The 16564-nt window shown below is 37.6% G+C and carries 9 protein-coding genes; 1 reads left to right on the top strand and 8 read right to left on the bottom strand.

What is annotated here, in order from left to right:
- From VB693_RS26400 to VB693_RS26430, 7 genes are all read right to left on the bottom strand, one after another.
- Window positions 1–358: AAA family ATPase (locus tag VB693_RS26400; protein ID WP_323268831.1), on the bottom strand; the 358-nt coding region annotated here is incomplete at its 3' end.
- 21 nt (window positions 359–379) lie between these two features.
- The gene (locus VB693_RS26405; RefSeq protein ID WP_323268832.1) at window positions 380–1906 is read right to left on the bottom strand and encodes a hypothetical protein; all 1527 of its coding nucleotides are present in this window, start codon (window positions 1904–1906) and stop codon (window positions 380–382) included.
- 303 nt (window positions 1907–2209) lie between these two features.
- Window positions 2210–5920: a hypothetical protein gene (locus tag VB693_RS26410; RefSeq protein WP_323268833.1), complete on the bottom strand. Its 3711-nt coding sequence runs from the start codon at window positions 5918–5920 to the stop codon at window positions 2210–2212.
- A 67-nt stretch (window positions 5921–5987) separates the two neighbouring features.
- On the bottom strand, window positions 5988–7172 hold the full coding sequence (locus tag VB693_RS26415; RefSeq protein ID WP_323268834.1) for a hypothetical protein: 1185 nt from the start codon (window positions 7170–7172) through the stop codon (window positions 5988–5990).
- Window positions 7173–7205: 33 nt separating this feature from the next.
- Window positions 7206–9185, bottom strand: coding sequence for an NB-ARC domain-containing protein (locus VB693_RS26420; protein ID WP_323268835.1), 1980 nt, complete (start codon window positions 9183–9185; stop codon window positions 7206–7208).
- A gap of 18 nt (window positions 9186–9203) precedes the next feature.
- On the bottom strand, window positions 9204–10523 hold the full coding sequence (locus tag VB693_RS26425) for a CHAT domain-containing protein (RefSeq protein ID WP_323268836.1): 1320 nt from the start codon (window positions 10521–10523) through the stop codon (window positions 9204–9206).
- A gap of 60 nt (window positions 10524–10583) precedes the next feature.
- On the bottom strand, window positions 10584–11486 hold the full coding sequence (locus VB693_RS26430; protein WP_323268837.1) for a hypothetical protein: 903 nt from the start codon (window positions 11484–11486) through the stop codon (window positions 10584–10586).
- 263 nt (window positions 11487–11749) lie between these two features.
- Between VB693_RS26430 and VB693_RS26435 the strand changes: the two genes are divergently transcribed.
- The gene (locus tag VB693_RS26435) at window positions 11750–15142 is read left to right on the top strand and encodes an AAA domain-containing protein (protein ID WP_323268838.1); all 3393 of its coding nucleotides are present in this window, start codon (window positions 11750–11752) and stop codon (window positions 15140–15142) included.
- Here the strand turns inward: VB693_RS26435 and VB693_RS26440 are convergent.
- Window positions 15139–16392 (bottom strand): SUMF1/EgtB/PvdO family nonheme iron enzyme, encoded by a 1254-nt coding sequence (locus VB693_RS26440; RefSeq protein ID WP_323268839.1) that lies wholly within the window; start codon window positions 16390–16392, stop codon window positions 15139–15141. The two genes, VB693_RS26435 and VB693_RS26440, sit on opposite strands and share 4 nt — an antisense overlap.
- Window positions 16393–16564: the final 172 nt, after the last annotated feature.

Raw genomic sequence — 16564 nt, forward strand, 5'->3', positions numbered from 1 at the left:
GAGGTAACACCGCCCCCAGTTTTAGTTCATACGCCACAGCATAAGCCAAAGATGTTTTTCCTGTTCCCGGTTTCCCTGTTATTAACAAAGGTCGTCTTAAATAAAGGGCTGCATTGACCATATTAATAACAGTATTTTTATCATTACTTTTAACGGTGTGGATACGGAAACTTTTACCCCGTTGTTCGTTCCTCTTATCCACCTCCAAATCCTTAGAAAATTTCTGCCAGCGTTGCTCAATTTCGTTCACTAATTCATCATCTGCACCCAGAAATTTACGCCAACTGGGAGGCGGGGGAAGTTGATTAATATTATCGTGTGGTTCACTATTACCTTGAAAAATTTTCCAATCAGTCATTTTATTGATTTCAACTCCCTGTTATTGTCCTGGTGTAGTTAATTGCAGTATGACATTAGGTGTAAGACGATGAGGATCTTCCCAAAGCAGTGCTAAATGAAAACCTAAATGTTCCTCCGTTTGAGCATCAGCTTCTTCTCTTGTCTGTCTAACTGATTCACACAAATGACATAATGGTCTAAAGCTTAAGACTTCATCTATTGCTGTCACCTGATCAAAATTAGGAATATCAATATTACATCTTGTCCAGATAGCAATGGGTGTTGTTGAGATTAAGATAGCTTTAAATAAATCCTTGGTTTTGGCTTTGGGAAGAGCGCAAGTTACTTTTAGCCCTATTTTGTTCTGTAAATTATTTTTTAATGATTTCCAGTTAAAACTCTCCATTTCTTTTAGATGTTCAAATAATTCTTGAACCGCTTCATTGTGTAAAACAGCTTTAACTCTGTCCCAATACTTATACCAATCAGATAAATAAGAATCTAAATAATCAAGATTTAAACGTTCTATCGATCGCAGTCGAATTGGGTATTTAATTCCCAAGGTTATTTCCTCTAAGATTGGGTCAGAAATTTTCCAACGGTCTACTTCTGTACCAATCAAATCACTTGGTAAGAATACCTCAATAGTTAGCTGATATTGTTTACCTCTAAGTACTCGAAGGCTTTTTTTTAAAAATTTGTTGAGTTGTTGTGGTATTTCATTAAATTTGCATAATATTCCTAATTGTTGTTCATCCTTATCTAATAGCGATATAAATTTAGAGAGGTCGTTTACTGGTAAGGAATCATCAATAATTAACCAAGCATTCATTAAAAATTGCTCATTATCATCATCACAACGCTCAAGAGTAGCAATTAAATAAGATTCCAGTTGCCCTTTTGGATTAGACGAAAAAACCGTAGGTGGTTTATTCTTATCGCCTGAATGCTTTTTTGCTGCTAATTCTTCAGCTAAAGCACTTAAGTTTTCACGAATCTCTTGAGAAATATTTTTATCTTGGCTTAACTGCTTTACAAACTCCAATGATTTTCTAAATTCCTCAATTACCTTTAATATTTGTGTGATGTCGTTTCCCTCTAAATTCCACACACTAGCATCAGGAGGTAAAGCGTCTTGATACGCTTGTTGAATACTTTCTTGAGGAATACCAGAAAAATATGATTTATTTAATAAACTTTGAGAATCATTGCCAAGATTACTATCTTTAGCCAGTAGTTGAATAAATGTACAGTTTTCGTAAATATTACGTTTATCAATATCTCTTGCGGCTGCATCACCACCCTGAGTATTTTGATGGATACCACTTGCTTCTTGAATAGCTTTAACTAAGGCTGCCATCGCTTCCTTATCACACTGTAGATAAGTGCGATCGCCTATGTGTATATCTTTACCTTCGCCAATATTGACGTTGTACTTACCTAGTTGTGACACAACTTGGCGATCGCCGGACAGAATTTCCTCCTTTAGAATCTTTATATCCTCATCACTTGCTTTTCCCTTTTCAATCCGATTAAAAATTTCCTGAAGGTGTTGATTAAGCGTCATTTATTACCTTTATATAACTAGCTCGTAAAAAACTGCTTTAACGAAACTTTTCATCACAGTTACCCATTCATAAATTTATCGATATAGCTTTTGATGTTATCACTTTCAGTATGCTGGTACTTTACTATACGCTCTAGTATAGTGTTTAACTCTTCACGGAATGTCATTAGTTTTAATTTAAACAGTAAATTCTCGTATAGCAATAGGGTATTTCATTCAAAAAATCTAGTCAATGCGTAAGTTCTATAACTATTGCAAAAACTATTTTTAATCAATTGCTCTAGTTGTTTGATTGTCAACAACTTACCAATTGCGTTCTCTGAAATTTTCTACACCTTCCTCACTTTCAATATTTATTTGAAGAGATTGAATAATCTGTCTAGCGAATAATTTGACATGAATATTATCATCTGTTAACCAAGGTGATATTTCTTCAATACGTTGCTTATAAAAGTTAGATGTCGGCCCGACAACTACACCAGGAGTAAAGATGATAGCAGAATAAATATATGATGTTACATCTTCATTTTGTGTATGCAGAATAATCTCTCGGCTTAAATTATAAAACTCTTGTCCGGAGTTGAACTCACGAATAATTTTGGCTACGGCTTTTAATTTATCAATATCTCCAGCATCAATCCATTCCATTAAAACTTTATATAGCTCACCTGCTAAATTCAGAGAAAGTGCTTGCAACAAAGTTGGAGCTTCTAAACTTAGTAAGAATTCATCTTCTTCCAGCATCCAATTTCTAACGCGGCGTAGAATATCAGGATACTCTGGTTTTGATTGTATATGGTCAAAAGCTGAGGAAAAAGGTTTGGGGAATGCTTCGTAAAAATTGCCAACGGAATACTGGTTGGGTTTAGCCTTAATTCGACGTTCTATAAAATCTATCAACTGCATTGGAGCAATATCACCAAGACGCTTTAAGCATTCTTCAGCGTCATAATCTAAGCGAGAAAGCCGCTCGAAATTAGAGATAATCTCTACCAAGTCTTGTGTGTCATTAAATATAACAGCATACTCATTGTTGCTACCAATTTGCCATGATACTGTCTCGGCTACATGGCGCAAAATATCTTCATTACCACGAGCAGCTAAAGTCTTTAAAAGTTCTACAACTAAATCTGAATTATATGGTGCGAGTTGCTGTAAGCTCCAAAATATTGCCGGATCTAGTACAGGAGATTCTTTTGCTACGAGTTGTCTAAGAATATGCCATTCTTCTTCTAGCTGAGGTTGACTCCAATCAATGTAGCGATAACTAATGGCGATCGCTACCCAAAGAACGGTATCATCTTGTTCAATCCATGACCTTACGTATGTTCTAGCTAATTCTTGGTTGCTCAAACGCATTCCTGCTATAACGAAACCGAGATGGTGTTTTAGACTGTTAGTGTTAGTTATTACTTTGTCTATAAAACTTTGAGCTATTTCAGTCTGTGTTTGTCCAAGTATCCTCAGTAAATCATTGAGTCCAAAGGTGTTATTTTTGCCGATGCTTAAAGTTTGAGTAGCGATAGTTTCCAATTCTTGGATAGATTTCTCTAGGTTTAATGTTGAAATGGATTGAACATATTCATTAATCTTTTGTTGTTGTTGCTCTTGTGCTTGTTGCCATTTTGTTTCTGAGTGCTGCACATCAAACTGTTGTAAATGACTTTGATTTCCTTCATCATCTAATCTATATCTACCAACAAGAATTCGGTACAGTTGATAACCTTTATGGTCTTTCAAGTTTTGCTGTAAAATATCTAGTTCTGCTGACTGATATTTATGAAATTTTTTCGCTTGATTTGACCATTCGGCTAGTTTGTCTAAAATAGGTAATTCTGCATTTTTTAGAACAGATTTTGAGAAGAAATCGGCTGTTTTTGCACAATCATAAGATAATTGATTTTTAGTTTCAGTAGAAACCTGATCTCTTGAGCTTAAGTAAGGTGTTGCTCCACTGCACAAAATTTGAATAATTTGCAGTCTAGTAGGTAAATCTTGTGCTTGCTGATATATTTTGTATAGTATTTTTAAAGAACCTTCACGAATCTGCTTTAAGTTATCAGATATCTCTAAATCACCAAGATAAATAACAATACTACCTGCCTGAATTGGATTTATTTCTGCACTATGAAAGTCTATTTTTAACATACACTGGAGTAAAGACAAGCTCAGAGGCAGATTAATGATAAAGTTTTCTTGTAACCAGTTTGAGATAAATTCAATTAATATAAGTTGCACTTTATAAGACTTATTTCTCTTAAATTCTGCAATTTTAATTAGTGCTTTTATTGCTTTATCTCGAACTAACCAATATTCTTGTGCCTCTGGTCTATATATGGCGAGTTTATGTAAATAGATAATAGCATCACGTAATCCACCTTGATATATAGTGCGTTCTAGAAGTTCAACAGCAGTCCTTAACACCCATTCATGACTAACTTGGAAACATCCCCAAAATTCGTCAGGAATATTTTGTGGTGGTAGTTCAGGTGCATCAACAATCAAAGCGACGATAGATATAACATCTTCTGCTCTCAAATATGCTACATCTTTTAGCCAGTTTAAGAGATTGAAGCGAACACAATTGCCTTCGTGTTGTACTAATCGTCTAAATTCATTTAATTTATAAGTTAGTAATGAACCCGCTTCGGAGGATTCTCCTTTAATTTCAGCCTCAGCCAAATTTCTGAGAATTTCTTTTGGTTTCAAATTAAAGAATGGTTCGATAATTAGCTTTTGATAATCTGCTCGTCTAGTTTGTTGAGCAAAAAATTGGGTAATTAAAATGTGGTCAGCTAAAACTTCAGAAGAAAGTTTTATGGTTTTCCAGTATTTTTCTACAATGCCTGCTTCTATTAAACGAGTTATTATTCTTGGTGCATCAATCGGAGAAATACCAGTCACCTCGTAAATCTTCGCCTGTAATTCCTCTTCACTAAGGTTGATGCTGCCAAGAGCAGCTAGTATTTGCAGATAGCGAATGTAAAATTGACGATCGCCGTCGTTCACTTCAGCTAAATCTTTAATGATTTCATCTAGGTAATTCGTTAGTATCTGTTCACGAGAGAGATTTCCTAATGTTCTTCCTTGCTGAACTAGGCGAGCTGCAATACCCGCAAATAGGGGATTACCTTCAGCAGTTTTAACTATGGCATACCGAACATCTTGTGTAGCAATGTTGTAAGGAGAAGATTCTAGAATTTGGTTGATATCTTGCTGGCTTAGAGCTTGGACATCAATAGTAGCAAGTTGATTATCTAGTAATGTCCCTAACTGATAAAGGATTGAGTCTTTGAAAACGCTACGTGTAGCTAAAATTAGGGTAACTTTACTAGCAAAGTCAGGGTTGACTAGAACTTCACGCAATTGAGATAAAAGATTAAAGCGGTGAGCATCGTCTACAACAATGATGTGCTGATGTTCACGCTCTAGTGATACCAAGTCTGGTTCTATTGACTCGGCTGTATTGCGAACATACCATAGCGATCGCCCTTGAGGAACAATTTCTGGTAATGATAACAGCAGACGTGTTTTACCCAGTCCGCCAGATCCGTGCATCACAATAACCCTCATGCTTCCAGCTAGAATGTTTTTCAATTCTTGGCGGATGCTTTCCCTCCCAACGAACAGTCCTTGGTAATTTGTTAGTGCTTGCTCTACTCTGGCTGCAAATTCATTGTGTGTGAGCAAGCTACGTATGCGGCGAGCCTCAAGAACTTCCTGAAAAACTTGTTGTATAGTTTCGGCACTTGCACCTTTATATATGCGTTGGTGAAACCCACCGAAGGTATCGCCAATTTGGATATCTTGGCCATGTCCAATGTTGACGTTATACTTGCCCAACTGCATGATTTGTGGGTTCTTGCCCACAATTAAAATGTGTCGGAGCAGTAGCAGATCAGCTTCAGTGTGTTTTCCTGCAACAATGCGGTCAAGGATGATAATTGGGTGATCAGATATATTGTTGCTTACCAGTCTGAGCTTAATCACCAAATGGAGCAAACATTTGAGCATATATAAAATTTGACAAAATATGCTCAGTATTATAACTGTTGCAAAAAATTAGTAGCTTACAGGTAATTTAAGAATACCTGCGCCAAAGTTTGATGTTACCGCCTTGGCTACCTGTGAAAAAGTTTTGGCTATCTGAACTAATTGCAAGGCAGTTGATTGAGCTTAGATGAACTTCTAGGAGTGTGTGAAGTAGTTCTTGTGTTTCTAAATCCCAAAATTTGACTACACCGCCTTCACTACCACTGATGAGAGTATGACTATCGGGATAAATTGCTAGACATTTTACTGGGGTTTTTCCTCTGTCTAGTGTGTGGAGTAATTCTATTTTTTTAGCGTAATTTATAGTCCAGATTTTAATGGTTTTATCGGAACTACCAGTGATAAATGTTGGAGAATTAGCAATAAATGTTACTGTATTGATTGAACTTTCATGAGCTTGTGCAAGGGAATAAATTAATTTTCCTGTTGTTAGGTTCCACGTTTTAATTGTGCCTGCTTCACTAGCAGTTACCAGTGTTTGTTTATCTGGGCTAATGCTAATTGCTTTGATGGGGGTTTTTCCTGCGCTTAAGTTGTGAATTATATTTTTAGTAAATAAATCTATTACCTTCAGCGTTCTATCAGAGCCACAGGTAACAACAGTTTGACAATTAGGATTGATGGCAACACAGTTAATTGCGCCTTTATGTAATTTTGTGGGGTTGCCAACTAATTCTCTAGTTGGTAAATTCCAAGTTCTCAATGTGCCTCCCTGACTACCAGCTATAATAGTCTTGCCATCTGTACTAATAGCTAGGGATGTAATAGCACTTTGGCTGGGGGGAGAACTGTAGAGTAATTGCAGAGTTCTCAAGTCCCAAAGCTTGAGTGTTTTGTCATTGCTGCCACTTACTAATGTTTGCCCATTGGGACTAATTGCTAAAGCTTTGATTGCACCTAAATGACCTTTGAAGGTGTGCAAGTATTTCCATTTTTGCAATGATTTATCTGTTCCTCGGCGGGGAAGTGCAAATTCTTCTAATACAGCTTGAATAATTATTTTAATAGTGTCTGCATCAGTGCCTTGGTAAATCTTATCGCCTATGTGAATATCTTGCCCTTGTCCAATGTTGACGTTGTATTTGCCTAACTGCACTACATTTTGGCTGCTACTGGGAGTGAGTGACTGGCGTAAACTTGCAAGATCGGCTGTTGTGAAATTGCCTACTAGGATGCTGTCAATAATAGCAAGGGGGTCATTGGGGCTAGTCATTACCAGTGTCTTCTATGTTGGATTTTCATTTTTCTAGTTCAACCTTTCCCAGCGTAGGAAATGTACCCGTCCTGATGCTTCACCTGCTACGAATGTAACGCCATCAGATGAGACGGCACAGCAGCTAATAGCTCTGTCACCAGTCCAGATGTGCAGGCAATTGCCAGACTTTAAATCCCACAGGCGCAGGGTATTGTCATGGGAAGCGGAAACAGCCTGCCGCCCGTCTGGGGTGATGGCTACGGCTTCGACCGAATTTTCATGCCCTTGGAGGGTGCAACGTAAAAGTCCGCCTGCCTGATGCAAACTCGGAGTCAATGGACGTAACCAGCTAGTTTGCCCTGTATGCTCTAGCATGGTTTTGATCCCCGGCATTTCCTGACTCATCAATCGACCATATAATTGGCTCCAAAATTGTTCAGGGTCTTTTGCTATGGCTTTAAGACTCAGTAAAATTACCTGCTGCACTAAACGTAATTCTTCATCTTCTGGGAATATATCAAAATCAGCAATTAAAGAAGTGACATTAGTTGCTGACAACTTGGCTTGCAACCAGTTAAATTCCAGCAATAGTTGCCGAAATTCATCTCGGCGGTTGGCTTGCAGCAGATGGTAGCCCAACTGCTCAAAAAAGTACCCATCCTTGGGGCCTGTTGCCCAGCCATCGCCACATTTGCCTTGATAAGCTTCCAGCAGTTGCTCATGTAACGCTGGTAGGTCGTTGACTTGCTTTCGCACATAATCAAGCTGGAGGTCATGAAGCGTGAGGGGACCTGATGGTTTATTATCTTGCTGCGCCAGTGAACGATTCACCAGTGTTGTAACAATTTCATCTACATCTAAATCAATCAATCCTTCCGGTTCCCAGAATGTCTGCAAAACTGCTACCGGAATGGGAGTATCTTCGGGAAATACAGCAAAATTTAAGTATCGTTCTTTTATCTCTGGCTCTAAAGCATCGACGCTTACCTGAATTGCCCGAAGCAAGTCTGGATAAGGATAATCCGGGAATTGCTGCTTAATTTTTTCTAAGTCAGCATTCTTTAATCGTTTTAGCAACCCTCCCCAGAGATTGGGCTTACCTTTAGCCATTGCTCCCACCATCGCCAGAGCCAGAGGTAAATTCTTACACTCCTCTGCTACCGCCTTAGCCTCACTCGGAAGAGTTTTTACTGCTTGCTCTGAAGCCTGTGCTAATAATTTTAGTGCTTGCTCATTGGTCAACAAGCCCAACGGATAATTTTGCTTTTGTGAACTCAGCTTTTGAATGATTTCGGCATTACGAGTAGTAATAAGTATATGGCTAGTCTGACCCAAACCTGTAAACGCCTCAGCGTGTTTGAGATCCCAAACATCATCCAAAATCAACAGACAAGCTTTGTCTCTGAGCAAATTACCCAAGAAAATCTTGCCTTCCTGAACATCCTTAAATTGTGTTGGCTCTCCTGTTAACGCCCCTACAATCGAAGCTTGCAGATTGATCAAAGTAGGTGTTTGACCAAGTGTTACCCAGACTATTCCATGATAAAATCGTCGCCTTACTTCTTCATCCCGTGCTAGTTCTGCGGCTAACACCGACTTACCCAGTCCGCCCATTCCCTGCACACCAGCCATCTGGTTTGATTCATCCACCACTAATGCTTTTAATAAGTTAACTTCCTTTGGACGAGGTAAAAAGCTGAGTGGTCGCTGTGGTACGGTAGCACTCAACTCACCCAACCCATCCGCACCCGTGAGGTTAGTGGGAGGCTTCTGATTTGGCTGCGGTAGAACTTCCTGTAAAACTTTCTTCAGTGTTTCAGCATCTGTACCTTGGTAAATGCGATCGCCTAGATGAACATCTCCCCCAGTTATTTGCCCAATGTTGGTGTTGAACTTGCCAGTTTGGGATACTGACTGTACTACACCGTCAGCTAATTTTAGCGATCGCCGTAGCTGCTCAATATCTGCCTCAGTCTGATTACCCTTCAGGATGCGATCAAGAATCTCACTCAGATTATCATGGTTAGCCACACAGGTCTTTCCTTATATTTATTTTTGATTATTTTTGTTTTGAGATGATTCTGAGTGGTAATTATCATCTCCAATTCTAAAATTGCTGGCTTGACCAAAGTTTATATTTTTTTCTCCATTCTGTTTCACATCTTGTATAATTTGAGTCCCGCCTTGTGCCGCAGGTTTTTGGCTAGAATCACTTGCAGCTTTACTACCCTGCACCTGATCTTTCAAACTCTGACGTTTGAATAAATACCCATCCTGTACACGCATAAAGATAACAGGTGTAGCAAAATCACGTTTGCGATAACCCATATCAAGTGCTACTGTACGTCTTCCATTTTGCGCGGCAATATCTACCGGATAATCTTGGGCTAATCGCTCATAAAGTTCGTAAGCAAACTGACTTGCTGTTAAATTAGACACCTCATATTGCATGGCCACGACTACAGGGATATTCTGCTGCACAATTTTAGAAGCAACACCCACAAAAGCTTGTGATGCAGAAGACGTTCCACTTTCACAAGCTTGCAACAACACAATACCTGGGCGATGCCGATTTAATAACTCAGCAAAACCCCCAGCATCTAACCATGATGCTGTGTTAAATACTTTTTTTACTAAAGCAATTTGTCCAACTTCTTCCCCATCTTCATCTTGCAAACGACCATGACCGATAAAGTGGAAAATGTGAGGTTGTTTTTCTAGCAGAGCATCAATAGCATTAGGAGTAGCTGGATTGACAATTGGTAATAATTCGATACGCTCAGATTGCTCTTTTGCTAAGTCATCCAGTACAGATTTTACTGTTTCATACTCAACTGTACCTAAATCTTTTGGGGCTGCGATCGCCAATGCAATTCTTAATCTCTCCCCTGGCTCAAGCTGAATTGGTGGTGCTGGGTTCCATTGAGCGCGGCGGCGGGAAAATACTAAATTAGGATCTGTGCCAATCCAAATTTCACCCAAATTTGCACTCGCAGGTAAACACATAAACTCCCAAGGTAAAGCAGCTAATTCAGGCATTCCTTGTTCGTCAATATCTAATTCTACCCGTAGCAACTGCTTTTCCTGTTGCACTACCTGGAAATGAAAATTCACAAAATCTTGTCGCAGTGTGCTATCAAAAAGAACATCAAACAACGCTTCCCCAAGAGTACGTGTCTGTTTTGAGTTCCTCAGTTCGTTGTTAGCGACAATCTGTAAAAGGTTTTTAATCTCTTCCTGCTTGTCTTTGTAACACAACTCACCTGAAGGTTCACCCTTAGATTCATGCTGAGAATTCCATTTTTGTACCTGCACGCGATCGTTATTGGCTACACGGATGCGATAAGTAAAGTAATTTTTTACAACCATAATACAGAAAATTATTAATTTTAGGTAGATTTTGCATTGTGTGATACTTATTCGTGTAAACTACTTAGGAAGAGTCAGGTTCCATAACTCGGCATCAGCACGAGAAAATTGACTTCCTGCATCATCTTTCCCTAATAATGTCTGAAATCTTCCCGATAGAGCAGATGCAACATCCTCTAGAGCAGCAGTTAACCAGTTCATTTTCGGTTCTGCCCAGACTGTACCACGTAATGTAATTGCCTCTGTTCCCTTCGGTACTTTAAATACAATTGCAAACTTAGCTGTTCCAATTCTCTGTAAATTTTCGTCTTCAATTCGCCAATAACACACAGAATTACCTTCACCATTGGTAATAATTTCTGAATAACCAAGTTCGTATTTATAAGCTGGAATTGCAAGAAACGCCTGTAAATTATCTTTTGTGCCTACATTTGCTTGCAGGTTATCTGGAATTGATGGCAAAAATTGAGCCAACTGAGAGCTATCAAATCCTACACTCCAATCTAGATTACCATTTACTCCCAAATCCATACCCACACCAAAGCTCATAACTGAACGCCACTTATCAGTAGGAAATAAGCTTTGAATAATAGGTTCTTTGCTACCTTTTGGCCCAAAATCAAGCTCACAGGTTAATCGCCAAAATTGTGCGCCCTTTTCAGGGCGTAAATCTATATTAATGGTCATGTAATAAAAATCAAACTGCCCTTGCATCTGTTGTTTGTAGATATCGAGCAGTTCAGTATTACTATTTTTAAATGTTTCCTCTGTCAGCCGAATCAATTTGTCTTTCGGGTTGCCAAAGCTGACTTTTGTTTTAAATAGGCTGTTAATCGCTTCCGCCCCCACACCAAGTTTAGTGCCACCCGCAAGACTCCCTTCCCACTTTTGAACCTCCTCAAAGATTTCGGACAATAGAGCATCCACTTCTTGTGGGTTTGGGGGTGTTAACTCATCAGCCATTTCCACCATCTCCTTTGAATCAGTAATTTTTGTATTATTTCTGTATCTCACATTACAGGAAATGTAAAAATTAGTAAATGTACTTTGAAGCTTATGTCGTTATATAAAGTTAAAATTTAGCTTTTTTAAAGATATTTAAACATTATTGCTGAATAGCGTAAAAAAAATGATACTTATTACTTATAGGTAAAAATTAGTAAAAATTATTTCTAACCTCTTACCGTATCGTATTGATAACTACTCACAGCCACCTGGAGGAAGTTTTGAACAAAGCCAGCAAAGTAGAAGCAATTCTCAACGCATGGTTACAATTCATTGCTTTAGTAGACTTGAACAATGCCAAAATTCCAGGGAATGAGGCTGTGTTGAGTGGTGTAGAGCTAGATGGTAATTATGTAAAAATTAATGAAATTACTTTTTCTAATCTCAGGCAGCAAGTTAGCGAAGAAACTGGTCAGGAAGATAGTATTTGGGTTTTATCCTTTCCTCAGATATCGACTGTCAACCAGGGGAAATCTGAGTATTATCCTTTGTTTAGCTTAGATGTAACATCCATCCTCAAAGGAGAGTATCAAGAGAAGGGATGGAATCTTGACAATTTGGAATTAGTAGAAGCTGGCGACAACTTAGCGAGATTTCTGAAACTGGATGATGAACAGAGAGAGCAATTAAATACCCAAGATGGATTTGCACAGTTTCTCAAAAGTACCTTTGGGCTTGAGTTTGTCACCTATGAAGGCTGGATGAATCAACTACAATTGCATCCATACAATATTGAGCGCAAGCCTTATTTATTCAAGTTTACAGGCAGTAACTTTCATATAAATCTCAAACCTGATTTAAAAAATATTAAGTCCAGTGCAGAAAATTGGTTGAAATCTAAGCATCCAGCCTATGAATATTTATTTGGCAAGCCTCAACTTCCAGCCCAAAAGGTAACATATACAGGCGCTTTCCCAACCCATCCACCAACTGACTCTCAACTGCAAGCGTTAAAACACGCTCAAACTGAACCTATAACAGCAGTTCAAGGGCCTCCAGGTTCTGGTAAAACTACACTGATTCTTCATGTCGTAGCCCAGCAAGTTGTTAAGCGTGCGCTCACATTACTCGAAACTGGGGAAGACATCAATAACTTGACAATTGTTAGCAGTACAGTAAATAAAGCTGTTGAAAATGTTATTGAAAAATTAGATGAATACTTGAAAGAAAAGCCTTTAGAGGATAAGTGTTTTTATCTAAAAGGGGGAAGCAAGAATAATATTAAAGCAGAAGGAGGAGCTAAAGACGCGATCCAATCTGCTATTACTGAATTACTTGAGAAACAAAGCTTTGACGAAAATATATATAATTCCCTAGCAGAAGAAATTAAAACAATAGTAGCCAATTTAAAAACTCAAGAAAATCACTATTTAAACTTACTTCGTCAACGTGATGCGGATGAAATACAGCAACCTCAGCTACAGAGAAAAATTCAACAGCTTGAATTAGAAATAGAGAGTTTGAAGATAACCCAAGTTCAGTCTGAGAGAAAAGTCCAGGAACTAGACCTTTATGAAAAGCTGCCAATAGATGCCTATAAAAAAATTCAGCTTATTTTTGAGAATGCGAGATCACATCTACCAGAAAGTAACACTCCTTGGTGGAAGAGACTTATACTTTGGCTTACTCGCAGTACGGAAGAACAAATTTTGAAAAAAACGGCATCCAAATGTGAAAAGTATATTTTACAAACTATTGATACCCCTTTTCCTGTTAAAAATCCTAAGAATCGCAGTATTCTGATTCAAGAGTTAGGCTATGTTAATACAAGAATCGAACTAGCTAGGGAATTTCAAAATATACGCAATCAATTAAAAGAATGTGTAGAAAAAGCCCAGAAATTCACTAATGAGCTTAATTCGACAATTGCTGAATTAGTAGCCTTAGAAAATAGATTGAAAATAAACTTAAAAGACTTTTATAATTACTTTCATGTTGATTATCATGAAGAACATAAAAGATTATTTGAATTATCGCGTCAATTGCTGAAGCAAGAAGCATTACGAAATAAAGAAGATGTAAAAAAAGCTTTAACTGCATATTCAAATTTTATTATTGCTAGTGAAAGGAATCGTAAAAGTTTTTCTCAAAATTTGGAAAAGTTAAAAGAAAATCTAAAAGCTATAAGTTTAATATTCCCAGTTATTACCAGCACGTTGCTTTCAGTAAAGAATATGCTGCCGTGCGTTACTGACTGTGTTGATAGAATTATTGTAGATGAAGCGGGAATGATACCACAGCATCAGACATTCCCTTTGTTGTTTAGGAGTCGCAAAGCCATTATTGTAGGAGATCCACTTCAGATTGAACCGATTATTAATTTAACTAATCAAAGACGCGACCAATACCGTGATTCAGCCTTTATTGAAAGAGGACTATCTGAACTTGATTATCATCTTTACAGTCCTGAGAAAACAGAACTAGCTACTACCTATCATCGAGCGGCGGGTGCAAGTGGGGAAGATGGTGATGCTGGTCAAGGAATTAAGCTAGTTGAGCATTACCGTTGTCAGCCTAGTATTATTCAATTTTGCGATCGCATCGTAGGATATGGGTTACAAGTAAAGACAAAACCTGCATCATCGCTATTGGCAACAAACCTAGTTGCGTACCACGTCGAGGGAAGTATTCATCAGGATAATTTCAATACAGAAGAGGTGGCTGTAGTCAGTGAAGTAATCAAGCATTTGATTAGTCAAGGTTACTCACCAGAAGATATTGGTGTTATTTCTCCATTTAGCATTCATGCTCAAGCTTTAAAGCGTAGTTTACCAAAACAAAAAGAACTGTCTGGGTTACAAAAAGAAGCAATTGGGACAATTCATCAATTTCAAGGTTCACAGAAGCGGGTAATAATTTTATCTACAAAAGTGTGCAGACCACAAGATAATCGTAGCTGTGATTGGCTCAACTCTAAACCCAATCTGCTCAATGTTGCCGTATCTAGAGCAGAAGAATTATTTATTTTAGTTGGTAATCTTTATAGGTTAGAAAAAGCTCAAGGTTATACCCGTAAACTTGTAGAACATATTCGAGAACATGGCGAAATTTTTGAGTATAAATCTAAAGATGACTTTCCTGAACAGAGGCCAGGAGCTACCCTTGTTCTTGATTGTGACCATTTAGATATTTTAAAAACAGCTATTGATGAAGCTGACGAAGAAATTACGATTGTTACACCTTGGATTCGTGGTTTACATAATAACTCAGAACCAGAGCGGTTTGCTAGAGAGATAGTATCAGCTTTACAAAGAGGGGTAAAGATAGAAATAATTTATGGTTATATGGGTGCTGATGGCATTGATGATAATGACATTAAAGCGGAAACCCATTTGAAAAAATTAGTTCCTCAATATCCAGGTTTAACACTACATCCTTTAGGGAAAGAACAATACAAACGAAGTAAAGGTACGAATCAGAGAATTTTAATTTGTGACTCTAAATTTGCTGTCGTTGGTAGTTGGAATTGGCTTTCTCACCTCTACAGAGATTACTGCATTAAGAATCGTGGCAATACAAAAGCTCAGATTCGGCAAGAAACTAGCATAAAAATTTTAGAATCAACTTTAATCTCAGAAATCAAAAACCAAGTGAAAAAATATTTAAAGGTTTAGGCATTGTCAAGACAACACACTACTCTAAAACTAAATGATTCATTGCGTGTACTGGGATTTTCATAATAGCGAGATGCAGAACGACAATAACTAAAATCATAATCCCAAGCACCACCTCGAAGCATTCTATATTCTGCATTGCCATCTATTTCCCATACACTACCATCTGATGGTGCGTCTTGATAGTCTTCATGTTGATAGTCAGCACACCATTCCCAAACATTACCGTGCATATCATATAAGCCAAAGCTATTAGCAGGAAAAATTCCAACTTCGCTGGTTTGATTCACACGAAAATGTGTTTGTTGTTCCTCATAATAATTCGCTAAATCTCTCGTAATTGTTGCACAAAAATAAAATGGAGATGTTGTATTAGCACGACAAGCATATTCCCATTTAGCTTCACTAGGTAAACGATAAACTCGTCCTGTTTTTTGTGAAAGTCTAGCACAAAATTCTTGTGCTTCATACCAAGAAATACACTCTACAGGTAAGTTATCTCCTTTAAAATATGATGGCTCAGATTCAAGTTCGTATTTGATTTTTGGAAAATTCGCAACCTCTCGCCACTGTGCTTGAGTAATAAGATATTTACCCAGAAAGAATGGTTTAAGAGTAACTAAATGTTGAGGTCGTTCATCCTCAACTGTGCCAGATTCATCTTTAGATGCTCCCATTATAAATGAACCACCAGGTATAGAAACCATTTCTAGTTCAACACCATTGTTCAAATCTTCTACAAAGTATTCTGCTTGTTTAATATAATGTCTAGTAATGTTTCCCTGCTTACCTACTGTTACCGTTTCAAAATCGAAGATTGAAATAGCTGGTAGTTCTGATGTAGGTAAATATTGAGATATTTCTGAATTTGTGCATTCTAGTTTTTCAGTTATCTCATAATCAACTGCTGGTAAATTTTTAGCTAATATGTCAATACTTGTGTTACTAAAAACCTCTTGTAATACTTCCCGCAAAGCTTCCTTGATTATTTCTGGGTTTATGCCGTTGTAAATATCGCCAAATTGATTACCTTTGGCTTGTCCCATGTTGTAATTATATTTGCCTAACTGGAAGACAATTTGATTGACTTGCTGCCTATCTGCATTTAATATTGATGTAAATTTTTGTATGTCATCTGCTTCTACTCCAAGATTCGTTAGTGTACTAATGACATTTGATATATCAGTTTGTAATGCTTCACCTTTAGCAATACGTTCAAAAATGGCAATCAATTCACTGAAATTAGACAACTGAAAACTCCATAGCTTGGTTGAACTTATATAGTAAGTAAGATATTTTTATCAATTTAAAATCAGTATATTTACTTTTAATAAAAAATTAAGTTAGATTTTGTTGATGTATATCTGTGTTATCGAAACATTGCTTTAAACAACAAAATCAAAATGCGATCGCCGTGGTTGA

Origin of the sequence: Anabaena sp. UHCC 0399 (assembly GCF_034931465.1) — a bacterium.
Classification (GTDB): domain Bacteria; phylum Cyanobacteriota; class Cyanobacteriia; order Cyanobacteriales; family Nostocaceae; genus Trichormus; species Trichormus minutissimus.